Origin of the sequence: Brevibacillus sp. FSL K6-2834, assembly GCF_038592925.1 — a bacterium.
GTDB lineage: Bacteria > Bacillota > Bacilli > Brevibacillales > Brevibacillaceae > Brevibacillus > Brevibacillus borstelensis.
On record NZ_CP151945.1, the window covers coordinates 5,229,912 to 5,250,607 of the forward strand.

Here is a 20,696-nt window from a genome sequence, read left to right on the forward strand (position 1 = left end):
TTCTACACCTCCTCGTCGTACTGCACGTAGTCCTTTCGAAGCGGATAACCGACCCAGTCATCCGGGAGCAAAATTCGACGCAAATCGGTATGTCCCGGGAAATGAATTCCCAAAAGGTCATAAGTTTCCCGTTCGTTCCAATCGGCGCCCTTCCATATGTCCACTACAGAAGCAACGGTTGGCTGCTCCCGATCGGTTTTTACCTTTACGGCAACGCTTTGTCTATTTTTGTAGGAATAAAAGTGATAGTACACTTCCATCCTGTCTTCGTAGTCCACACCGTGTAGATTGGACAGGTACTCAAAGCCCAATTCTTCGTCATCCCTCAGAAATTGAGCCACCTCGTGCCAGCGCTGGTTCTTGACGACCAGTGTCGGCACTTCTTTTGCCAATTCATTAATATAGGAGGATTCCAGTACCTCTGCACCAAACCTTTCGGAAATACGGGCCACGTATTTATCCAGAAAAGGCTGATTTTTCGACGGCTCTTTGGGAGCCACGGGGGCTGTCTCTGTATCTGCATCACCAGCTTTGGCAGCCTTGGCTTTCGCTGCCGCCGCAGCCGCTGCTTTTGCCTTGGCTGCTGCTGCTGCCTTCGCTTTGGCATCGTCTCCGCCAGCTTCGGCGGACTCACCACTCTGGCCAGCAGCTTCTCGCGCCGCTTTCGCTTTGGCTGCTGCTGCGGCTGCTGCCGCGGCCTTTGCCTTGGCTGCCGCTGCTGCTTTTGCCTTCGCATCCGCATCATCACCGCCGGCTCCGCTCTCAGCAGAACCTTCACGAGCCGCTTTTGCCTTCGCCGCTGCTGCTGCCGCTGCCGCCGCTTTGGCTGCTGCTTTTTCCTCCGGTGTCATTTCAGACACGGGCTTGCTCGGCGCTGCGGACTGGTCGAACGCTTTCGACTCGACCGCGGCTTGAGTGGGGTTATCTGGCTTAGCTCCAGCTTGGGAATCTCCAATCGGCTCCGCTCCAGCTTGGGCAGGTTCGGCTCCAGCTTGCTCGGCTGCCTGCTGTTCTTCTTTTGCTTTCCGCAAAGCTTCCGCCTTGGCTCTGGCTTCTGCTGCAGCCTTTGCTTTTTCTTCCGGCGTCGGTTTGCGTTTTTCTTCTGTCATTGATTCGTCACCTGCTTTCCAGTCTTAGCTTCGTAACGAATTTTTTCTTGAAGTTTGTTTATTCCGTAAATAAGAGCGGCGGGATTAGGTGGGCATCCAGGGATGTAGACATCTACGGGAACGATCTGATCAACACCTTTTACTACACTGTACGACTTGACGTAAGGTCCGCCGGCTGTAGCACAAGAACCCATCGCGATTACCCACTTCGGTTCTGGCATTTGATCGTAAAGTCTGCGGAGTAGGGGGGCCATTTTTTTCGTGACTGTTCCGGCAACGATCATGACATCGGATTGCCTGGGAGAGGCACGGAAAATGACGCCAAAACGGTCGAGGTCATAACGTGCGCCGCCTGTACCCATCATTTCAATGGCGCAACAGGCAAGACCAAACGTAAGCGGCCAAAGCGAATTGCTTCGTACCCACCCCTTTATCGTTTCCAGCGTCGTAAACATGACGTTGCGATTCAACTCTTCTTGCAATTCAGGCGCAATGCTCGTCAGATCTAGTTCCATTCCAGCACCTTCTTTCTCCATGCGTAAATCAGTCCAACCACCAGCAAGCAGATAAAGATCACCATCTCTACCAGGGCAAACAGTCCCAATTCCTTGTAGGCTACAGCCCATGGATAGAGAAAGAGTGTTTCCACATCAAAAATGACGAAGAGCAAGGCAAAGATATAATACTTGACGTTAAACCGTACCCAGCTGTCTCCGACTGGAATGTTACCGCTTTCATAGGTTGTCTGTTTTTCCGCTGTCGGCTTTTTCGGGCGCAGCATGGGTCCGATGATGCTGACTGTCGCCACAGGCAGCAACACCCCGAGGAACAAGAAAATCGCCACAATGACATAATTGTTGGTATAGATTTCACCCACTGACGTTCCCTCCGCTCTGTGAACATTAGAAAAAAATACCTTTATCATTATAGCAAATCGCCTACATGGTGTCTAACGAACTCATTCCATATGTACCAATAAAAGGAAAAACTTAGAGAATTTCTCCCTAAGTTTTCCATTCTGTGCATATTTTATTTTATTGAACGTTCGGAGAAAACTGCTGGCCGAGGAAGTCTTCATAGACGCGCTCCCAGACGATTGAGAACGTCATCGGCTCATCTTCCGGGATTTCCAGCATGTTCTCGATCGCCTCTTCCATGTAAGGAGTCAGCTTGATCAATACTTCTGCCAGCATCGAATCGTTGGTATTCAGCATTTCTTTCAGTTCCGCCTTGGTAAAGGTAAAGGACTCATCGTCACGCTCATGGAGCGTCATCACCAGACGGGCAAAGAACGGATGCACCAATGCTTCAAATCTTACATATCTCAATGCATACTGTTCTGCTTCAGTCAATTCGAATGTGTCCAGAGCGTCCGGGAATGGGTTGATCGGAATATCCCACACATCTCCTTTATCGATGAGCAGTCCCCATCTTTCAAAGAGAGCAATCGCTTCCTCGCGAGATTTCGGATACTCGTAGCCGGAGCGGACGATTACTTTTTTATGTCTTTCCAGCAGGCTCTTGTAGTTTTCAAAATCCTCTTTGGAGTTGAACATGTCTTCGGTCGGTTCGGCAAACAAGCCTTCCAAACCTTCAAAGCCATCTACGATCTCACGCATCTCTGCTTTGCTTTCTCCTTTGGTGACTGCATAGCACAGCGCTTGGAACAGCACATTCATTTCATGCGGAAGCACGTTGCTCCAGCCATGGCCCGCATACGCGCCAGGAATAGCAACGCCTTCGCTGCTGCTATCACGAACGTCTCTAACTGTTTGCATATGTTACACTCTCCTTTATCCCGATAGCCAATTCGCAATCCCAGTACCTAGTATCCCGCCGTCTTTGCTGCCGAGGCCGGGCATTAGGTTTATTATACACGGAATCAATAGGCGATTACCAACTCGAAAAAAAAATTGGGGGAAACTACCCCTGTTCCCTGAAAATGCTGGGGCCGCTCACTGTCCGTTCGATATACAACAAAGCCCCCGTCGCCAGAAGCGCGGGGACTTTTGTCATCTACTTATTTGTAACCTGAAGACGAGTGATTGCGCGTTGCAGTGCACGCTCAGCCCGACGCAAATCCAGGTCCGGATGTTTTTCGTTCAAACGCTGCTCGGCACGCTCTTTTGCTGCCTTGGCGCGGCTTGGATCGATATCCTCCGGTCTTTCTGCTGTCTCGGCCAAAATCGTCACCTTGTCGCCGCGTACTTCCATGAAGCCGCCGCTGACAGCCATCACGAGCTCCTTGTCGCCTTCGGTCTTGATCCGAACAGGTGCGATTTTCAGTGGAGTCACCATGGGCATGTGATTCGGCAAAATACCGAGATCCCCTTGTACGCCACGGGCAATGACCATGCTGGCTTCACCGCTGAACAAAACCCGTTCAGGAGTTACGACTTCTACTGTCATCTTACTCACTTACTGGTCTCCCCTTTCCAGGGTGTTACGCCATGGTCTTTGCACGTTCTACAACGTCTTCGATCGTACCAGCGTACAGGAATGCACCCTCAGGCAGGTGGTCGTGCTTGCCTTCGAGGATTTCCTTGAAGCTGCGAACGGTTTCCTTCAGCGGCACGTATTGGCCCGGGTTACCGGTAAACTGTTCGGCAACGTGGAACGATTGAGACAGGAAACGTTGGATGCGGCGAGCGCGTGCTACGATTTGCTTGTCTTCATCGCTCAGCTCGTCCATACCCAGGATCGCGATAATGTCTTGCAGTTCTTTGTAGCGTTGCAGGATTTTTTGAACGCCACGAGCCACATCGTAGTGCTCTTGACCAACGATGTCAGGAGACAGAGCGCGGGATGTGGAAGCGAGCGGGTCAACCGCAGGGAAGATACCCAGCTCGGCGATGGAACGCTCCAGGTTCGTCGTAGCGTCCAAGTGAGCAAACGTCGTAGCCGGTGCCGGGTCAGTGTAGTCGTCCGCCGGTACGTAGATCGCTTGAATGGATGTAACGGAACCTTTTTTCGTAGAGGTAATGCGCTCTTGCAGCTGACCCATCTCGGTAGCCAGGGTCGGCTGGTAACCTACCGCAGACGGCATACGTCCGAGCAAAGCGGATACCTCGGAACCTGCTTGGGTAAAGCGGAAGATGTTGTCGATGAACAGAAGCACGTCGCGGCCTTCTTCATCACGGAAGTATTCCGCCATGGTCAGACCTGTCAACGCTACGCGCAGACGCGCGCCAGGCGGTTCGTTCATTTGTCCGAATACCATCGCGGTTTTCGGCAGAACGCCAGCGTCTTTCATCTCATGGTACAAGTCGTTACCTTCGCGGGTACGCTCGCCAACGCCGGCGAATACGGAGATACCGCCGTGCTCTTGCGCGATGTTGTTGATCAGCTCTTGGATCGTAACGGTTTTACCTACACCGGCACCACCGAAGAGACCGATCTTACCACCCTTGATGTAAGGAGCGAGAAGGTCAATAACCTTGATACCTGTTTCCAGAATTTCAACTTCAGTCGCTTGCTCCACGAACTCGGGAGCTTTGCGGTGAATCGGGTCGCGGCGCTCTACTTGACCCAGTTCTTTCAAGTCGATCGGCTCGCCGAGTACGTTAAATACGCGGCCCAGAGTAACCTCACCGACTGGAACGGAGATAGGCGCTCCTGTGTCTACAGCTTCCATGCCGCGCACCAGACCATCTGTAGTGGACATCGCAACGGCACGAACCAGGTTGTCACCCAGGTGTGTAGCAACCTCGACAGTCAAATCGATGTCGCGCTCACCGGCGCTTTGTGCTTTATGTTGAATTTTGATCGCATTGTAAATGGCAGGCAAATGTCCGCGGTCGAACTCGATGTCAACGACCGGACCCATTACCTGAACCACGCGTCCTTTCGCCATCTTACTTCTTCCCTCCTGTGAAACTGAATTGGGAGTCAACTTTCGTCTTTACGCCTGTGCGTTGGCACCGGAGACGATCTCGGAGATCTCCTGCGTAATCGCTGCCTGACGGGCACGGTTGTAGATCAACGTGTAACGTCCAATCATGTCCGTCGCGTTATCTGTCGCATTGCCCATCGCTGTCATGCGGGAGCCTTCTTCGGAAGCCTTCGCCTCGAGCATGGCGCTGTAAACAAGCGTTTCAGCATATTTCGGTAACAGATCAGCCAGGACTTCTTCTGCATTCGGTTCGTACTCGTAATTCGTCGTACGCCCGTTGCTGCTCTCGGGAGCCTCAAGCGGCAAAACACGCTTGATCGTAGGCACCTGAGAGATCGCGCTCTGGAACTTGTTGTAGCACAAGTAGAGCTCGTCGATCTGCTCGTCCGCGAACAGCTGCACGGCTGCACTGGCGATCTTCTTGATATCAGCAAAGGCAGGGTTTTCTATGCCGGTTGCCTCGTCAATGACGGGGTAATTGCGCTTCGTGAAAAAATCACGGCCTTTACGTCCGATTACGAAAATGCCGTATTCGTCCTTGGACTTGTGCTTCTCGTTAATGGTCTGGATCACGGTACGGATCATGTTACCATTGTAACCGCCTGCGAGACCGCGGTCAGAGGTGATGACAATATAGCCGGTCTTTTTCACAGGGCGGGATTGCAGCATCGGATGCTTGGAACCGGTGGTGCCACCTGCGATGCTCGCAATCACTTCCTGAATCTTGTCGGCGTACGGACGGGCCGCTTCCGCCTTCTCCTGGTTGCGGCGAAGCTTTGCAGCCGCCACCATCTTCATCGCCTTTGTGATCTGACGGGTATTTTTCACGCTTTTAATACGGCGTCGAATCTCACGTATTCCTTTAGCCAATCGTTTTCACCACCTTGGGGACACATGCCGAACTTTTCGGCCCGGCATGCATCAGTTGTCTATTGGATTAACGTTTAGCGAGTTACCGAAAAGCCTTTTTTGAACTCTTCGATCGCTGCGTTGAATTCTTTTTCATCCGGAAGCTCTTTCGTCGTACGGATGTGCTCCAACAGCTCAGGCTTGTTGGACTCAAGATACGACATCAGTTCCTTCTCGAAGCGGCCTACAGCCTCTACCGGAATATCATCGAGGTAGCCTTTGGTTGCGGTGTAGATGATCGCAACCTGCTTCTCAACCGGAATCGGCTCGAATTGGCCTTGCTTCATTACTTCCATCAAACGCTCACCGCGAATCAGACGGGCTTGCGTCGCTTTGTCAAGGTCGGAACCGAACTGGGCAAACGCAGCCAGCTCGCGGTATTGAGCCAGCTCAAGCTTGAGCGGACCGGCAACCTTTTTCATCGCCTTGATTTGCGCCGAACCACCTACGCGGGATACGGACAGACCGGTGTTTACCGCTGGGCGTTGGCCGGCGTTGAACAAGTCTGTTTCAAGGAAGATCTGACCGTCAGTGATGGAAATCACGTTGGTCGGAATATATGCGGAAATGTCGCCCGCTTGGGTTTCGATAAACGGCAGGGCAGTCAGTGAACCTGCGCCCAGTTCATCGGACAATTTCGCTGCGCGCTCCAGCAGACGGGAGTGCAGGTAGAATACGTCACCAGGATACGCTTCGCGGCCTGGAGGACGACGGAGCAGGAGGGACATTTCGCGGTATGCAGCAGCCTGTTTGGACAGGTCATCGTATACGCACAGAACGTGTCCGCCTTTGTACATGAAGTACTCACCCAGCGTAACCCCAGCATAAGGAGCCAGGAACAGCATCGGAGCCGGATCGGACGCAGTCGCGGAAACGACGATTGTGTAGTCCAGAGCGCCGTGCTTGCGCAGGGTTTCTACGATGTTTGCAACGGTCGATTGCTTCTGACCGATCGCCACGTAGATACAAATCATGCCATTGCCTTTTTGGTTGATGATCGTGTCGAGCGCCACAGATGTTTTACCTGTTTGGCGGTCACCGATGATCAGCTCGCGCTGTCCGCGGCCGATTGGAATCATCGCGTCAATCGCTTTGATACCGGTTTGCAGCGGTTCATGAACAGATTTACGCGCCATAACGCCCGGAGCCGGACTTTCGATCGGGCGGAATTCGGTCGTATGGATTGGGCCGAGGCCGTCAATCGGCTGACCGAGCGGGTTTACTACGCGGCCCACCATTGCTTCACCTACAGGCACCTCCATGATGCGGCCTGTACGTTTTACTGTATCGCCTTCTTTAATGTCACGGAACGGACCAAGAATAACGACACCCACGTTATCTTCTTCCAAGTTGAGTACCATACCCATTACGCCGTTTTGGAACTCGAGGAGCTCCCCGGCCATTGCTTTTTCCAAACCGTGAACGCGTGCGATACCGTCACCAACCTGGATGACCGTTCCTACGTCCACAACTTCAATTTCAGATGTAAAATTAGCGATCCGCTCTTTAATGAGGGAGCTAATCTCTTCTGGTCTGATTGCACTCACTTAACATTCACCCCATTCGTCCAACATCTTAATAGAGGGTGTTTAAAGCTTATATGAATGCCTGGCCTTTCGGAAGTTGACCAGGATTCCCGCTTTAAACGGCATTTATGCTTGATGCGCGAAAAGTTCCAACTTCGTCTTAATGCTTCCGTCATACAAACGGTCGCCGATCTTGATCACAATTCCACCGAGGATGGACGGATCCACAACGGTTTGCACGCGCAGCTTCTTGTTCAGTCTTTGACCGAACTTCTCGGCCAGCTCCGCTTGCTCTTCGGCGCTCAATGGCTTGGCGCTGGTGACGATGGCGTCGGCAATGCCGCGCGCTTCGTTTGCCAGCTTCACGAAAGCCTGCTGGATCTGTGCCAGCTGCGCTTCCCGTCCGCTTTCAATCAGGACGGTCAGGAAATTGTGAGTCTCTTCGCTGATGTGACTTTTGAACAGGTCATCCACCAGCGTTTTCTTCGCTCCCGCCGCGATATGCGGGTGTAGCAGGATTTTGCTCAAATCGGCGTTTTGCTCAACCGCTTGCACGACTGCGCCAAGGTCAGCTTCCACCTGATCGATTTTCCCACGCTCGCTGGCCACTTCAAAAAGGGCGCGGGCGTAGCGCTTTCCTACTGCGCTGCTCATAGGCGATCTCCCACTTGAGCGAGGAATTTGTCAACGGTTGCTTTTTGCGCTGCTTCGTCCAGTTCTTTTTCAATGATCTTGGAAGCCAAGAGAACGGACAGACCTGTCATTTGATCGCGCAGCTCCGCTTTCGCTTTTTCTACTTCGCGAGCCAGTTCCTTGCTGGCATCAGCCTTCATGCGCTCAGTTGCAGCTTGCGCATCGGCAACCAGCTTCGCGCTTTCGTCCGCAGCTTGTTTCGTAGCGCGGTCGATAATTGCTTTTGCTTCTACACGAGCCTCGTCGAGGACGCGGCGTTGTTCGGCGAGAAGAGCTTCCGCTTCTTGGCGGCTCTTTTCAGCCGAGGAAATTTGGGATTCGATATGCTGACGGCGCTTTTCCATGATTCCTACGATAGGGCCCATGGCCAGTTTTCGAACAACCAGCAGCAACACCAAGAATACGATTACTTGGGTAAGCAAGTCTCCAAGGTTAAGGGAGACGGCACCAAAGTCGAGCATTTGTTTCACTCCTTCCTTACAAACAGGAGAATGTATATCTACGGATTAAAGCCGCTTCTTTCCTAGATAACCCGGCTGCGCCAGCTAAAAAGGCGGACGGAGCCACAAGCCACCAGGGCAAAAATAAGTTCTGATGACTAAAATAGAGGCGAAGGTCAAGCCCCCGCCCATCAAACCTATGCTTTTTACAGACGACCGAAGAGGATGAAACCGATCGCAACTGCGATAATCGGAACCGCCTCGACGAGACCGAGACCCAGGAACATGAGACCCATCAGGTTGCCGCGCGCTTCAGGCTGGCGAGCTACGCCGTCAATTGTACGGGAAATAACGAGAGAGTTACCAATTGCTGCACCAAGAGCAGCCAGACCAAATATGATACCGATTGCAAGAGCCAAACCTTCCATTGTAAAAAAACCTCCTTAGTGTGTGTAAAAGATAGAAATCTACAGTGAATTAATGTTGGTCATTCACTTGTTGTGAAATGTATACCATCGCCAACGTGGTGAAGATAAAGGCTTGGACAGAGCCGACAAAGACGGAGTAGCCCAGCCACAGGAACAACGGAATGCTTCCGAAGATTCCTACGCTCAACAGGAAGGCGATCAAAACCTCACCGGCAAAGATGTTACCGAATAGACGCAGAGGAAGCGTCAACGGCTTAATAATGAACTCTTCCAGAATGTGAATCGGGTTCAGGAATGTATGCTTGAGCCATCCGCCGAAACTCTTCTTCATCCCCAGGTAGTGCGCGTAGAGCAGCACCACAAACGCCAGCGCAAAGGTTACGCTCGGGGTAGCAGTCGGCGATTTCCACCAACCGATGACTACGCCGTGGCTGTGAGGATCGGTAGCGTTCAACTCTTCATTCAGCTTTTCCAGCTTCTGCTTCTTGGCTTCATCGTCGCTCGCCAGCGTCAGCGCATCGACTACCGTCTGGCTCATTTGTTGACCCGTATTCGGATCGTTGTGATGAGACGTATTCACGTTAAACACAAGGCCCAGCTGGTTGCTGATAAAGATGTAGAGGAACAGGGTCAAGGCTAGCGTAACAAAATGCGCTGCCTTTTTCGGCTCGATATAGCTTTTGGTGATGCCTGTGACGAAATCGACAATCCACTCCATCACGTTTTGCCCGCCTCTTGGAGCAGCGGTGGTCAGGTTGCGGGTCAGACCCACACACAGAAGCAGAACCACCAGGGAGCTTACCAAAATCGCAATGATGGTCGAGACATCAAAAACCATGCCCAACCACTCAAATCGCAGAGAATAATGCATGTATTTCACCCCTTTCTTCCGCGCGAGTCTATTACCAAGTCATGTACAGAGTAAAAAAATGCTGCAAAATCTATTTTAAGGAGCGGTAAACGAAAAAGAAGCCTAACACTTGAAAGAGGAAAAGGCCGATCAGCACGCCCGACAAAACAAACAGATGGGGGAAGCGGATCGTCAGAAATACGGCGAATCCAGCCAAGAGGAGGCGTTGCAGCATGCCTGTTCCTTTTGGACGGACGCTCGGGTCGACAGCCATCTGGCCGATGCGCCAAGTCTTGCTTACGAGCACGGTGCCGCCCAGTAGGCTGCACCCCATTCCAAGCAGGAGGCTCTGCAAAAACAGCCGATATGGAGGCAAAACGGCCCAGAGTATAGCAACCAGGGCCACACAGAAAAAAGCATAGCGAAAGGTTGCTCGCATAGCCGAAGTAAACGTTTGCATGTTCTATCTCCCTACAAATACCCGCGAACTATGCGGTAGACGCTATACACGCCAATTCCCAATCCGAGAAGGAGCCCAACCATCAAGAACCAAGGTTTGGTAGACAGAAGACTGTCAACGTATCTGCCCAGATAGACGCCGCCAATGACACAAACGGCCATGTCCGCACCTATCAGGCTCACTAGCGTGACGGCTCGCCACGGATTATCGATTTTCGGCACATAACCGTCCCCTTTCATACACAAGGAGAGGGCAGGTTGTCAAGTGCCCCTATGCCCTCATTCATATTAACGAAGATTTATTCCATTTGTCAACGTGCGATAGGTTCTGTACACAAAGCGTTCACATTTGAAAATGACGCGGTTTTTTTGCAAAAACAGCCCTTTCTCTCCGGCCGTCAAAACTGGAAAAACTATCTCTTCTACTGATTGATTTTTTCAACAACCGTGGCTACTCCTTGGCCGCCGCCGATGCACAGAGTCGCTAACCCATATTTTGCCCCTGAACGCTTGTTCAATTCATGTACAAGCGTCACCAGTATTCGGGCTCCGCTCGCGCCGATTGGATGGCCGAGAGCGATCGCTCCGCCGTTCACATTCAGCTTCTCACGCGGAATCCCGAGTTCTTTTCCGACTGCCAGCGATTGCACGGCAAACGCCTCATTGGCTTCGATCAAGTCCATTTGCGCAAGCGTCAGACCCGCTTTTTCCAGTACGCGGCGCGTCGCCGGAACCGGTCCGATGCCCATGATGCTCGGGTCGACACCTGCACTAGCATTGGCGACAATCCTGGCCAGCGGTATTACACCGAGCTCGCGTGCCTTTTCTCCCGACATGATCAAGAGAGCAGCCGCTCCGTCGTTGATGCCGGAAGCATTCCCTGCTGTAACCGTACCGTCCTTTTTAAACGCGGGGCGGAGCTTTCCGAGTGCTTCCGCTGTTACACCAGCCCGCGGGAATTCGTCGACGCTGAACATGATCGGTTCGCCTTTTTTCTGCGGAATCGGCACGGGAACAATTTCATCTTGAAAACGTCCTTCGCTTAGCGCACGCTGCGCTTTTTCCTGGCTCCAGGCGGCAAACTCGTCCTGTTCTTCTCTCGTCAGCCCATACTGCGTGCACAGATTTTCCGCTGTAATCCCCATGTGATAGTCATTGAACGCACACCAGAGACCGTCGCGGATCATGCTGTCGACCACCTTTTGATCGCCCATCCGGTAGCCGCCCCGCGCCCCTTCCAGCAGATATGGCGCCTGACTCATATTTTCCATGCCCCCGGCAAGCACGACCTCGGCATCCCCGGAGAGAATCGATTGCACCGCCAAGTGGACCGCTTTCAGCCCGGATCCGCACACCTTGTTGATTGTCATGGAAGGTACCTGCTGAGGCAGCCCAGCCCGGATCGCCGCCTGTCGGGCAGGATTTTGCCCAAGACCGGCCTGAAGCACATTGCCAAGTATCACTTCATCGACAGCTTCTTTGGCGACGCCAGCGCGTTCGAGTGCCGCTTCCAGCACAACGGCTCCCAACTGTGTAGTGCTTACCCCTGCCAGCGCTCCCTGAAAATTGCCGATAGCCGTCCGAACGGCGCTTGCAATTACGATTTCTCTTTGACTCACGAAAAATCACTCCTCGCAAAACTGGATGAAAGCATCTTCATACCATTCCATTTCTGATCGAAATATTCCTGCATTTTTGAACAATCTGCCTGGAAAGCTGTCCCCGCTCAAACTCCGAAGCTGCAAGAACCCGACAAGAATCTCTTGCTTGTGCTAGAGGTCTTAATGATTTTGAGAGACAACGGTCCATATTTTCAGTTTACAAATAAATTTAAATTTTGTATATTTTATCCATGGAATCGAATACCAATTTATGGAGGTACTCTATTTATGAAAAAATACTTGAACCTCTTCCTTGGACTTGCTCTCGTATTTACGTTTTCCAGCTCCGTTTCTGCAGCAGGAAAGCAGCAATCACCGCAGGTACATAAGCTTTCAGCAGCTCCTGCGGCAACGTATCCTTTTGAAAGCGAACCGAATAATACAAGACGCGAAGCAAACCCGATACTTGAAGATGGCATCAGAGGCACCATCAGTTCGGCCACAGATGAAGATTGGTTCTCGTTTGTCGCTCCGATCAACAACGAGGAACGGCTGCTGCTGTTGATTCCATACGGAAGCTACGACTATGATTTGTACGTTTATGAATTGGTAGGAAAAAATCTCGATCAAATCGCTTCGTCTACCCGCGCCGGAAATTCGGACGAGTCTCTCCGTTTCGATGCGGAAGAAGGAAAGACGTATTACATTCTCGTAAAATCGTACTCGGGCTATACGGATACCGATCCATATACGCTCTACTTCGACTTGAAATAAACGAGAGAGTTTTGCGAGACTTCGCGCTTGATCCGTTAGCAAAACCCGTCCTGATCCATTGCCAGGACGGGTTTTTTGTCGTCGTGATCGGCTCCCTGTGCAACATCGAATCCGAACAGGAAAATCAGCCGGATGCCGCATTTTGGTGCAGGAAACACTTGAATTCGGATCTGTCTTGGTTTTCACTTTATCTTGGATTCCGCTCTATGTTTAAACAAACGGTGAAGGCTGTTTCTTTCCAACAACGCAAGGGCTATGCCTTTTTGGCCCGTATAAAGACAAGCTCGTACGTAACCGGTACGCCTCTTTCATCCCCGTACAAGCGTTGGTACTCTGCCATCATCGCGGTCAATAATCGCCGCTGCCCCAATCCAGCGCCGCTGCTCTTTCCTCCCGCATTTGCCCCGATCGCTTTGACAGCCTGCAAAAAGCTGCGGACGTCGGGGTAGTAGAGCGTTCGCCTGGTCCGCTCAGACTCCACGGACGCAAACCCTGCCCCCAGACAAATATCCCGCCATTGTTCCGGGGTCAGATAGGAAAGACCATGCCGCTCTGGAGGCCGATCAAGCAGGCGGTAGGCGGAGTCAAAGGAGCGATGCAGCTCCTGAAAGGTTCCCGGCCCAAACGTAGAGAAGAACAGCTGCCCCCCGGGTCTTAAAAGCTTGTATAATCCCGCTGCCGTTCGGGCTGGCTGCTGGAGCCATTGGAAACAGGCGCTGGAGGCGGCCAAATCGTATGTCTCGGATCGCTCCTCCCATACCCATCGTTCCACATCAGCCAGCTCAAACCGTATGCGCGTATCTTCCCTGAAACGCTCGCGTGCCTGCTTTACCATCCCCGGCGCGATATCAAGCGCCACATACTCGCATAGGGGAAACTGCGCTCGCAAAAGCCGGGTCAGCCCGCCGGTGCCGCTCCCGATCTCGAGCAGGCTCTGCACCTGCCGGGTCCCGGAGAAAATTGACTTGGCCAGAATGGAAGCCATCTCCTGCTGGACGACGGCGTACTGATCATAAGTGGCTGCCTTTGCGCTGAAACGTTTGCTGACAAGTTCATTTGCCATACCTGCCCACCATCCTTTTGGCTTCTTCTATGATGATTTCCGGATACAGGAGCGGGATGGCGTGGCCGCCGCCCGGAACAGACACCAGCCGGGCAGAGGAAAGAGCGGATGCGGAAAGGGCGGATGCAGATAGGCCGGATGCGAGCTCCACTCCTGCCCGGTAGGGACAGATCCCATCCTCTGTTCCGTGAATCACCGTGACGGGACAGGCAATCTCCGGCAGCAGCGGACTGCAATCCTCCTTTTGCAGGTAGGATAGACCGGCAAGCAGTGTCGGCTGCGGCCATTTGTCAGCCAGTCTGACCCCGACATCCGCAATCCTCTCCCTTTCTGCCTGCGTGAACATCGAGTAGTGAAAGTCGCCGATTACCTGTTCCCGGTTTCGGGTCAGCTTTCGACTCATGAGCCGCAGATGGGTGTCCTGCCATCCGCTGCTCCCATCGCCACGGCTGCCGACAAACCTCGCTGCGGTGCCAATCGCAATCAAACCGTCCACCGCGGATTCTTGGGCAAGGCGAAGCCCAAGCATGCCGCCCATCGACCATCCGATCACGATGAGCGGCATGGAGCGCAACGGTGAAAGCTGCTCGCGGACAGCCGTGTAAAACTGCTCGGGGTGAACAATCCGCGAGTAATCCGGTCTTCTATGCTCACAATCATCCAAGGCGTCAACAATCGGCTCCCAAACCTCATCGGGCATGGCCCAGCCATTTATCCACAGCATGACGGCTTTCATCTGTACGCCTCCTGTTCCGCATAAGCCACCTCACGTATCTGTTCCAGCACTCCAGCAAGTTCGGTTTTGGCATGGGTGGCCATGAGCGAAAACCGAATCCGCGCTTCGCCCTCGGGGACAGTGGGAGGACGGATCGCAACCGCCGATATGCCCCTTTCCGCCAGAGCACGGCTGATGCGAAGCGCACGGTCGTTGCTGCCGATCAACCAGGGGACTATCGGCGAATCTCCCTCCATCACGGATAATCCCGCCTGGCGCAGCTGATCCCGAAACCACCTGCCAAGTCTCCGCAGCCTCTCTCTTCGCCAGCCTTCCTCCTGCACGATCTGCAGGGACGCCTGAACGGAAGCGACGACCATCGGCGGCAAGCCCGTCGAGTAAATCAGCGGCCTGGCCGTATTGACCAGATAGCGGATCAGCACTTCATCCGCACAAACGTACGCGCCGTAAACGCCAAACGCTTTGCTGAACGTCCCCATGATCACGTCTACCCGCCCGTGCAAGCCGTATTCATGGCAAAGACCTTCTCCGCGCTCTCCACGAACACCGCCGGAATGGGCTTCATCAACCAGCAGCAAGGCGTGATAGCGGTCCCGGAGCTCCACCAGCTCGCGCAGAGGAGCGCTGTCACCATCCATCGAAAAGACAGCGTCGGCGACGATCAGCATGCGCCTTTTGCTTCCGCTGTGCTTCTTTAGCAGGGATTCCAGATGATCCATGTCGTTGTGCCGGTACCTGTAATGGTCTGCTCTGCTGAGAATGATGCCATCCACGATGCTGGCATGGTTGAGCCGGTCGCTGAACACAGCATCGCCTCGTCCCACCAATGCTGAAATCACACCGAGATTGGCCATGTAGCCGTTGGCAAACACCAACGCGGCTTCCCGCCCCTTCCACCTCGCCAGCTCTTCCTCCAGCTCGCTGTAGCAGACGTGATTGCCGCTGACGAGACGGGAAGCAGTCGCTCCCGCTCCAAGCCGCATGGCAGCGTCGGCAGCTGCCTGAACAAGCCTCAGATCCCCTGACAGTCCCAAATAGTTGTTGGACGAAAGGTTGAACAGCTTCTCTCCCCTGATCGACAGCCACTTGTCTGCGTCGTTTTCAGCCAGGTCGAAAACAAAATCCTCGCGCTGATCAAACTCGTCACGCAGGCAAGGCATGCCGGAAGGTGCAAGCGGCGAACAATCGATCTTATCGTGTTTTTGCAGCTCTCTGTACAAGAAGCTTTCCTTTCGTTTCGTCAACTCCGCTTCCATCCACGAATATCCGCTGTCTGCCGTCAACTGGGTCACACTCCTACAGCGCACACTGCTCAATCTCAAAGCCAAGGTCCTCAATCATTTGATGATCAAGCGTTACCTCTTGCCCGGGCGTCGTCAAGTAATCCCCTACAAAAATGGAGTTGGCGGCATAAAGGGCCAGCGGCTGAAGCGTACGCAGATTTTTCTCCCTGCCTCCCGCGACGCGGATCTCCTTTGAAGGGCAAATGAAGCGGAACAGGGCCAGCACCTTCAAGGCCTTCATTGCCGGTGTCCGTCCGCGATTTTCCAACGGAGTGCCTGGGATGGCGTTGAGAAAATTAACGGGGATCGAATCTGCATCGATGCTCCTCAGGGCGACAGCCATTTCCACAATTTCTTCGTCCGTCTCTCCCATCCCGATGATCACTCCGGAACAAGGCGACAGCCCTGCCTGCTTGGCCGCCTCTACGGTTTCTACCCTCTGGTCGTAGGTGTGAGTGGACGTGATCTGACCGTAATTGGACCGGCTGGTGTTTACATTGTGGTTGTAGCGGTGGACGCCTGCCTCTTTCAGGCGGGCCGCTTGCTCCGGCTTGAGGATGCCCAGGCAGGCACATATTTTCAGCGGCATCGTCTCGCGGATCTCCCGTACTGCTTCGATCACCTGTTCCAGCTCGCGTTCCGTCGGTCCGCGGCCGGATGCCACGATGCAGTATGTGCCCGCTTGCCTGTTCTGCGCCTCACGAGCACCGGCTATCAGTGTTTCCTTGTCTAAAAAGGCGTACTTTTCAATCGGAGCATTGGACACGATGGACTGGGAGCAGTAACCGCAATCCTCCGGGCAAAGACCGCTTTTGGCATTGATGATCATGTTCAGCTTTACTTTTTTTCCATAGAAATGCTTGCGGACCTGAAAAGCCGCCTGCAGGATCGGCAGCGCCTCTTCATCGTCTGCTTGCAGAACGGAAAGCGCCTCCTCTTGTGTCAACAAATCTCCCTGCAGCGCTTTTTTGGCCAGTCGGCTCCAGTGCACCGTGTTCAGACTCACGCTCATGCTCTTTCTCTCCTCTTCTTATCGTGTGGAAATGGAAAACAGCTCTCGAATCTTTTCTGTATCGGCGTAAGCTCGTATCGCTTCTGTGACGGAGGTCTGCGAGATTTCCCCCTCCATCCAGGGGATTTGTCCCAGCACTTGCACTCCGGCGTACTCTTCGATCAAAGCGGCATTGCTCTCCATGCTTTTATCGCTGTCATTCGGGCGATAACCGTTCAGGATGACGCCTGCTACCCTGAGACCATGCTGACGGGCATAGGCCACAGAAAGAATCGTATGGTTAATCGTCCCTAGACCGGCCCTTGCCACAAGCAGTACCGGCATTCCCAGATAAGCCGCAAAATCGACGATCAGCTCTGTCTTTGTCAGCGGCACGGCGAGTCCGCCCGCCCCCTCCACAAGAAGAGCCTTGTATTTCTGTTTCAGCGGTTCTCCTGCTGCTGCGACCCGGGGCAATGAAAGCGCAACTCCCTCAGCCTCCGCAGCGAGCAGAGGAGCAAGCGGAGCGGAAAAAGAAAAGGGAGCAATCTCTTCTGGTGCATCACTGACACCCGAAATGGCGCGGAGCAGATAGGAGTCCCGCATTTCCTCGGTTTCTCCTCCTGACTGAACCGGCTTGTAAACCCCTATTTCAAGTCCGTCCGCTCGCAGGACGGCTGCCAGACCGGCGGTGATTATCGTTTTTCCGACACCCGTATCCGTTCCGGAAACAAAAAGTCCTGTCCATTTCACCGGCTTATCGGCTGCGACATCCCTCATCCTTCCGTCACCTCCCGGACCGAGGCCGCCAAAATGTCGACCATCGCGGCCAGGTCATCCTCTGTGCTGACCAGCGGCGGTATGAGCACGATCACGTTCCCGAGCGGTCTTGTCAGCAGCCCTCGTTCGCGGGCCGATTTCGTCACCCGCACACCGATGCGCTCATTCCAGTGGTAGCTTTCCTTTGTGTGTTTGTCGCGTACAAGCTCGATCCCGACCATGAATCCTTTTTGCCGGACCTCGCCTACGTGCGGGAATGCCGCCAGCGGCCTTAGCATTTCCCCCAGCTTCTCCGATTTTTGGGCTACCTCATCGACAAGCCTCCGCTGTTCCATCAGTCGCAAATTGGCCAGGGCGACTGCGCAGCCGAGCGGGTTCCCCGTGTAGGAATGCCCGTGGAAAAAGGTTTTCTGTTCTTCGTAATCCGCGTAAAAGGCTTGGTACACCCGCTCTGTGGTCATTGTGGCAGCGACAGGCAAATAACCGCCGGTAATGCCCTTGGCGATCGTCATAATATCCGGTACGATCCCTTCATGCTCGCAGGCGAACATTTTCCCCGTACGGCCAAATCCGGTCGCCACCTCGTCCGCGATGAGCAGCACATCGTACTTCTTCGCCAGTTCCGCCATTTTTTGAAGGCAGCCATCCGGCATCAAAATCATCCCGCTCGCTCCCTGGACGACCGGCTCGACGATCAGCGCTGCGATCTCGTCCGCTTTTTCTTCCAGGAGCTGCTCGAGACAGGCTATTGTCGTATCTGCTGCCGATTTTTCGCCCTCGTGGCGATACGGGTACGGATACGGAATCGTGTACGGGGAAAACAACAACGGTCGGTATACCTCGTGGTACAGCGGGATTGCCCCTACGCTGACTGCACCGATGGTATCCCCGTGATAAGCGTTTTTCATGGTGATAAAGGAGCGCTTGCCGGTTTTGCCGAGATTTTGCCAGTATTGAAACGCCATCTTGATCGCGATCTCCACTGCCGTAGCGCCGCTGTCGGAGTAAAACACCTTGGTCAAACCTGGAGGCGCGATCCGAACGAGCTGCTCAGCCAGCAGGATCGACGGGATGTTCGCCATCCCCAGCAAAGTGGAATGCGCGACCTGGTTCAGTTGGTCGACAATGGCCTGATTCAACTCCGGCACATTGTGTCCGTGGACGTTGAGCCAGACGGATGAAAACCCGTCGTAGTAGGCCTTTCCCTGGACATCGATCAGTTTGATGCCTTCTCCTCTGGCAATGATCACCGGGTCATCCGCTATGTAATCTTTCATTTGGGTGAACGGATTCCAGAGGTACTCCTTGTTTTTCCGCGCGAGCTCTTCGTAGCTGTACGGTGAAATAGACATGGAACAGCCCTCCTCCAAATTTATTTGTTAACCATTTAGTAAAATTAGTTAACAAATAAAGTATACCTGCCTCCTTTGTTTTCCTCAATAGACTGTTAGGAGCAGAAACAATCGAGTAGGAGGGGGCGACTAACCCCCGTCCTCTCACACCACCGTACGTACCGTTCGGTATACGGCGGTTCACCAAGCTTGACGAATTTGAGAATATCGTTGCACTAAGCTTTTCAGCCCTTGTTGTTGCCAGTAGGCAATGCCGAGGGCTTTGTGTATATGCGGAGACTTTGTGGTACGCCATGCACCCTTGCGGGTATTTGCAATTTCAATGGCTTTTACGTGAGATATGCCAAGAGAACGAAGTTCTCGATATCTGGTTCTCACGCGTTTCCACTGCATCCACAAACAAAGACGGAGCCTGCGCCTTGTCCATTCCTCAATGGATTGTAGAATGCCCTTCGCGTCTGCAAGGGCGAAATATCCAATCCAGCCCATGAGGTACTGATTTATTCTTTCAATCCGCTTCTCCATCGAGATGCTCCACACCGGATTCGTGATCGTGCGGATTTTCTCTTTTAGCTTGAGGAGGGATTTGGGGTGGATGCGAATCCTTGTCTGTTTTGCAAAGGTAAAACTAAAGCCCAAGAATTTTCGTTTCCATGGTCGGTCTATCGCGCTTTTCTCCTCATTTACTTTTAGCCTTAGTACCTTCTCCAAGTGGTTTTGAATACTCTTCTTTACTCGTTCCCCTGCCCGTTTTGTTTTCACGTAGATATTACAATCGTCTGCGTAGCGGCAGAAACGGTGGCCTCTCTTTTCGAGTTCCTTGTCCAAATCATCAAGTAGGATATTTGCCAAAAGTGGGCTTAACGGCCCACCTTGCGGTGTTCCTTCACTTGATGTTGTACAGACGCCATTTATCATGATCCCCGCATTCAAGTAGGAACGAATCAGTCTTAAAATTCTCTTGTCCTGAACTTTTCGAGCCACACGGCTCATTAGAATATCATGATTTACGCGATCAAAGAATTTCTCTAGATCGATGTCCACCACGAAACGATATCCTTCGGAGATATACGCTTGCGCTTTCCTTACTGCCATGTGAGCGCTACGTTTTGGACGGAACCCATAGCTAGATTCCGAGAAGGTGGGGTCGAAGATCGGCGTTAACACTTGGAGGATGGCCTGCTGAATAAAGCGGTCTACCACGGTGGGAATGCCTAATAACCTTACACCACCGTCAGGTTTCGGGATTTCGACTCTGCGAACAGGTGAAGGTCTATAGGTTCCCCTTTCCATCTTCTCGCGGATGGCTTGCCAGTGTTCACGTAGATAATCGCGTAGTTGTTCGGTTGAAACACCATCGACTCCACCGACACCTTTGTTTTCCTCCACTCGTTGGAGTGCCATCCGTAAGTTTTCCCGTGATAAGACTTTTTCCAGCAAATCCATAATGATGTTCCTTCCTTCGCACATGCGGACTCCGTGCTTGCTGTACGATACTCAGCCCTCTTTTGTACCCTCGGGGCTTCACCCCTGCTCTTCAAAAGTAGTTCCTTGACAGAATTCTGCTTCGACGTACCGTATCAAAAGACATGGATCGCATGCTGACTTGATGTTCGGCCCTTCCCCATTCAAGCGTCCTCTACTCGGGTACTATGGCCTCTGCTGACTTCTGCATGTTCAGCGTCTCCTTACGGAGACGGTTACCAACAGTTGAAGGCGTTTCATGCAGACCTCCCCAGGTAAGAACGATAACTTTCATCCCATGTACCTGCCCAAGTTTACTACTGTATCCCTTGGCTGTATGGGGCTT

Annotated in this window: 23 protein-coding genes; 1 reads left to right on the top strand and 22 read right to left on the bottom strand. The window is 53.0% G+C overall.

Annotated features, from left to right (window positions below):
• Positions 1–2: 2 nt before the first annotated feature.
• From NST96_RS25350 to NST96_RS25420, 15 genes are all read right to left on the bottom strand, one after another.
• A complete protein-coding gene (locus tag NST96_RS25350) occupies positions 3–1,109 on the bottom strand; it encodes an NADH-quinone oxidoreductase subunit C (RefSeq protein ID WP_122957951.1) in 1,107 nt (368 codons plus the stop codon).
• On the bottom strand, positions 1,106–1,624 hold the full coding sequence (locus tag NST96_RS25355; RefSeq protein WP_003388404.1) for an NADH-quinone oxidoreductase subunit B: 519 nt from the start codon (positions 1,622–1,624) through the stop codon (positions 1,106–1,108). Before NST96_RS25355 ends, NST96_RS25350 begins: the two co-directional genes overlap by 4 nt.
• Positions 1,615–1,986 carry an NADH-quinone oxidoreductase subunit A gene (locus NST96_RS25360; protein WP_003388405.1) on the bottom strand — a complete coding sequence of 124 codons (372 nt, stop codon included), beginning with the start codon at positions 1,984–1,986 and terminating at the stop codon, positions 1,615–1,617. The genes NST96_RS25355 and NST96_RS25360 overlap by 10 nt, the downstream gene beginning before the upstream one ends.
• Before the next feature lie 157 nt (positions 1,987–2,143).
• On the bottom strand, positions 2,144–2,887 hold the full coding sequence (locus NST96_RS25365) for a DUF6042 family protein (protein WP_003388406.1): 744 nt from the start codon (positions 2,885–2,887) through the stop codon (positions 2,144–2,146).
• 238 nt (positions 2,888–3,125) lie between these two features.
• Entirely contained in the window at positions 3,126–3,527 is a 402-nt protein-coding gene (locus NST96_RS25370; RefSeq protein WP_024983766.1) for a F0F1 ATP synthase subunit epsilon, read from the bottom strand.
• Between the two features lie 25 nt (positions 3,528–3,552).
• A complete protein-coding gene (gene atpD / locus NST96_RS25375) occupies positions 3,553–4,962 on the bottom strand; it encodes a F0F1 ATP synthase subunit beta (protein WP_003388408.1) in 1,410 nt (469 codons plus the stop codon).
• Between the two features lie 48 nt (positions 4,963–5,010).
• Positions 5,011–5,871: an ATP synthase F1 subunit gamma gene (gene atpG, locus NST96_RS25380; RefSeq protein WP_003388410.1), complete on the bottom strand. Its 861-nt coding sequence runs from the start codon at positions 5,869–5,871 to the stop codon at positions 5,011–5,013.
• Between the two features lie 74 nt (positions 5,872–5,945).
• Positions 5,946–7,457 carry a F0F1 ATP synthase subunit alpha gene (gene atpA, locus NST96_RS25385; protein WP_003388411.1) on the bottom strand — a complete coding sequence of 504 codons (1,512 nt, stop codon included), beginning with the start codon at positions 7,455–7,457 and terminating at the stop codon, positions 5,946–5,948.
• A gap of 105 nt (positions 7,458–7,562) precedes the next feature.
• Positions 7,563–8,090 carry a F0F1 ATP synthase subunit delta gene (locus NST96_RS25390; protein ID WP_003388412.1) on the bottom strand — a complete coding sequence of 176 codons (528 nt, stop codon included), beginning with the start codon at positions 8,088–8,090 and terminating at the stop codon, positions 7,563–7,565.
• Positions 8,087–8,590 (bottom strand): F0F1 ATP synthase subunit B, encoded by a 504-nt coding sequence (gene atpF / locus NST96_RS25395; protein WP_003388413.1) that lies wholly within the window; start codon positions 8,588–8,590, stop codon positions 8,087–8,089. Before atpF ends, NST96_RS25390 begins: the two co-directional genes overlap by 4 nt.
• A 185-nt stretch (positions 8,591–8,775) precedes the next feature.
• The gene (gene atpE / locus NST96_RS25400) at positions 8,776–8,997 is read right to left on the bottom strand and encodes a F0F1 ATP synthase subunit C (protein ID WP_003388414.1); all 222 of its coding nucleotides are present in this window, start codon (positions 8,995–8,997) and stop codon (positions 8,776–8,778) included.
• Between the two features lie 49 nt (positions 8,998–9,046).
• The gene (gene atpB, locus NST96_RS25405; RefSeq protein WP_003388415.1) at positions 9,047–9,868 is read right to left on the bottom strand and encodes a F0F1 ATP synthase subunit A; all 822 of its coding nucleotides are present in this window, start codon (positions 9,866–9,868) and stop codon (positions 9,047–9,049) included.
• Between the two features lie 70 nt (positions 9,869–9,938).
• The gene (locus NST96_RS25410; RefSeq protein ID WP_003388416.1) at positions 9,939–10,307 is read right to left on the bottom strand and encodes an ATP synthase subunit I; all 369 of its coding nucleotides are present in this window, start codon (positions 10,305–10,307) and stop codon (positions 9,939–9,941) included.
• An 11-nt stretch (positions 10,308–10,318) separates the two neighbouring features.
• Positions 10,319–10,528 carry an AtpZ/AtpI family protein gene (locus NST96_RS25415; protein ID WP_003388417.1) on the bottom strand — a complete coding sequence of 70 codons (210 nt, stop codon included), beginning with the start codon at positions 10,526–10,528 and terminating at the stop codon, positions 10,319–10,321.
• Positions 10,529–10,728: 200 nt separating this feature from the next.
• On the bottom strand, positions 10,729–11,925 hold the full coding sequence (locus tag NST96_RS25420; RefSeq protein WP_243014426.1) for an acetyl-CoA C-acetyltransferase: 1,197 nt from the start codon (positions 11,923–11,925) through the stop codon (positions 10,729–10,731).
• A 270-nt stretch (positions 11,926–12,195) separates the two neighbouring features.
• Between NST96_RS25420 and NST96_RS25425 the strand changes: the two genes are divergently transcribed.
• Positions 12,196–12,681: a PPC domain-containing protein gene (locus NST96_RS25425; RefSeq protein WP_024983763.1), complete on the top strand. Its 486-nt coding sequence runs from the start codon at positions 12,196–12,198 to the stop codon at positions 12,679–12,681.
• Positions 12,682–12,934: 253 nt separating this feature from the next.
• On the opposite strand, the gene bioC is transcribed toward NST96_RS25425, so the two are convergent.
• The 7 genes from bioC to ltrA all read right to left on the bottom strand — a co-directional run bounded on the left by bioC (position 12,935) and on the right by ltrA (position 20,332).
• On the bottom strand, positions 12,935–13,744 hold the full coding sequence (bioC, locus tag NST96_RS25430; protein WP_031932674.1) for a malonyl-ACP O-methyltransferase BioC: 810 nt from the start codon (positions 13,742–13,744) through the stop codon (positions 12,935–12,937).
• Positions 13,734–14,480 (bottom strand): alpha/beta hydrolase, encoded by a 747-nt coding sequence (locus NST96_RS25435; protein WP_031932675.1) that lies wholly within the window; start codon positions 14,478–14,480, stop codon positions 13,734–13,736. Before NST96_RS25435 ends, bioC begins: the two co-directional genes overlap by 11 nt.
• Positions 14,477–15,763, bottom strand: coding sequence for an 8-amino-7-oxononanoate synthase (gene bioF / locus NST96_RS25440; protein WP_003388424.1), 1,287 nt, complete (start codon positions 15,761–15,763; stop codon positions 14,477–14,479). Before bioF ends, NST96_RS25435 begins: the two co-directional genes overlap by 4 nt.
• Before the next feature lie 13 nt (positions 15,764–15,776).
• Positions 15,777–16,775, bottom strand: coding sequence for a biotin synthase BioB (gene bioB, locus NST96_RS25445; protein WP_122957952.1), 999 nt, complete (start codon positions 16,773–16,775; stop codon positions 15,777–15,779).
• A gap of 18 nt (positions 16,776–16,793) precedes the next feature.
• Entirely contained in the window at positions 16,794–17,534 is a 741-nt protein-coding gene (gene bioD / locus NST96_RS25450) for a dethiobiotin synthase (RefSeq protein WP_342404974.1), read from the bottom strand.
• Positions 17,531–18,886: an adenosylmethionine--8-amino-7-oxononanoate transaminase gene (gene bioA, locus NST96_RS25455; RefSeq protein WP_342404975.1), complete on the bottom strand. Its 1,356-nt coding sequence runs from the start codon at positions 18,884–18,886 to the stop codon at positions 17,531–17,533. Before bioA ends, bioD begins: the two co-directional genes overlap by 4 nt.
• 180 nt (positions 18,887–19,066) lie before the next feature.
• Positions 19,067–20,332: a group II intron reverse transcriptase/maturase gene (ltrA, locus tag NST96_RS25460; protein WP_024985202.1), complete on the bottom strand. Its 1,266-nt coding sequence runs from the start codon at positions 20,330–20,332 to the stop codon at positions 19,067–19,069.
• Positions 20,333–20,696 lie beyond the last annotated feature (364 nt).

Bases quoted from the DNA above. Each gene is read 5' to 3' on its own strand.
- NST96_RS25350 (WP_122957951.1), bottom strand. From the start codon at position 1,109: ATGACAGAAGAAAAACGCAAACCGACGCCGGAAGAAAAAGCAAAGGCT.
- NST96_RS25355 (WP_003388404.1), bottom strand. From the start codon at position 1,624: ATGGAACTAGATCTGACGAGCATTGCGCCTGAATTGCAAGAAGAGTTG.
- NST96_RS25365 (WP_003388406.1), bottom strand. From the start codon at position 2,887: ATGCAAACAGTTAGAGACGTTCGTGATAGCAGCAGCGAAGGCGTTGCT.
- atpD (WP_003388408.1), bottom strand. From the start codon at position 4,962: ATGGCGAAAGGACGCGTGGTTCAGGTAATGGGTCCGGTCGTTGACATC.
- NST96_RS25390 (WP_003388412.1), bottom strand. From the start codon at position 8,090: ATGAGCAGCGCAGTAGGAAAGCGCTACGCCCGCGCCCTTTTTGAAGTG.
- atpF (WP_003388413.1), bottom strand. From the start codon at position 8,590: ATGCTCGACTTTGGTGCCGTCTCCCTTAACCTTGGAGACTTGCTTACC.
- atpE (WP_003388414.1), bottom strand. From the start codon at position 8,997: ATGGAAGGTTTGGCTCTTGCAATCGGTATCATATTTGGTCTGGCTGCT.
- atpB (WP_003388415.1), bottom strand. From the start codon at position 9,868: ATGCATTATTCTCTGCGATTTGAGTGGTTGGGCATGGTTTTTGATGTC.
- NST96_RS25410 (WP_003388416.1), bottom strand. From the start codon at position 10,307: ATGCAAACGTTTACTTCGGCTATGCGAGCAACCTTTCGCTATGCTTTT.
- NST96_RS25425 (WP_024983763.1), top strand. From the start codon at position 12,196: ATGAAAAAATACTTGAACCTCTTCCTTGGACTTGCTCTCGTATTTACG.
- bioC (WP_031932674.1), bottom strand. From the start codon at position 13,744: ATGGCAAATGAACTTGTCAGCAAACGTTTCAGCGCAAAGGCAGCCACT.
- NST96_RS25435 (WP_031932675.1), bottom strand. From the start codon at position 14,480: ATGAAAGCCGTCATGCTGTGGATAAATGGCTGGGCCATGCCCGATGAG.
- bioB (WP_122957952.1), bottom strand. From the start codon at position 16,775: ATGAGCGTGAGTCTGAACACGGTGCACTGGAGCCGACTGGCCAAAAAA.
- bioD (WP_342404974.1), bottom strand. From the start codon at position 17,534: ATGAGGGATGTCGCAGCCGATAAGCCGGTGAAATGGACAGGACTTTTT.
- bioA (WP_342404975.1), bottom strand. From the start codon at position 18,886: ATGTCTATTTCACCGTACAGCTACGAAGAGCTCGCGCGGAAAAACAAG.
- ltrA (WP_024985202.1), bottom strand. From the start codon at position 20,332: ATGGATTTGCTGGAAAAAGTCTTATCACGGGAAAACTTACGGATGGCA.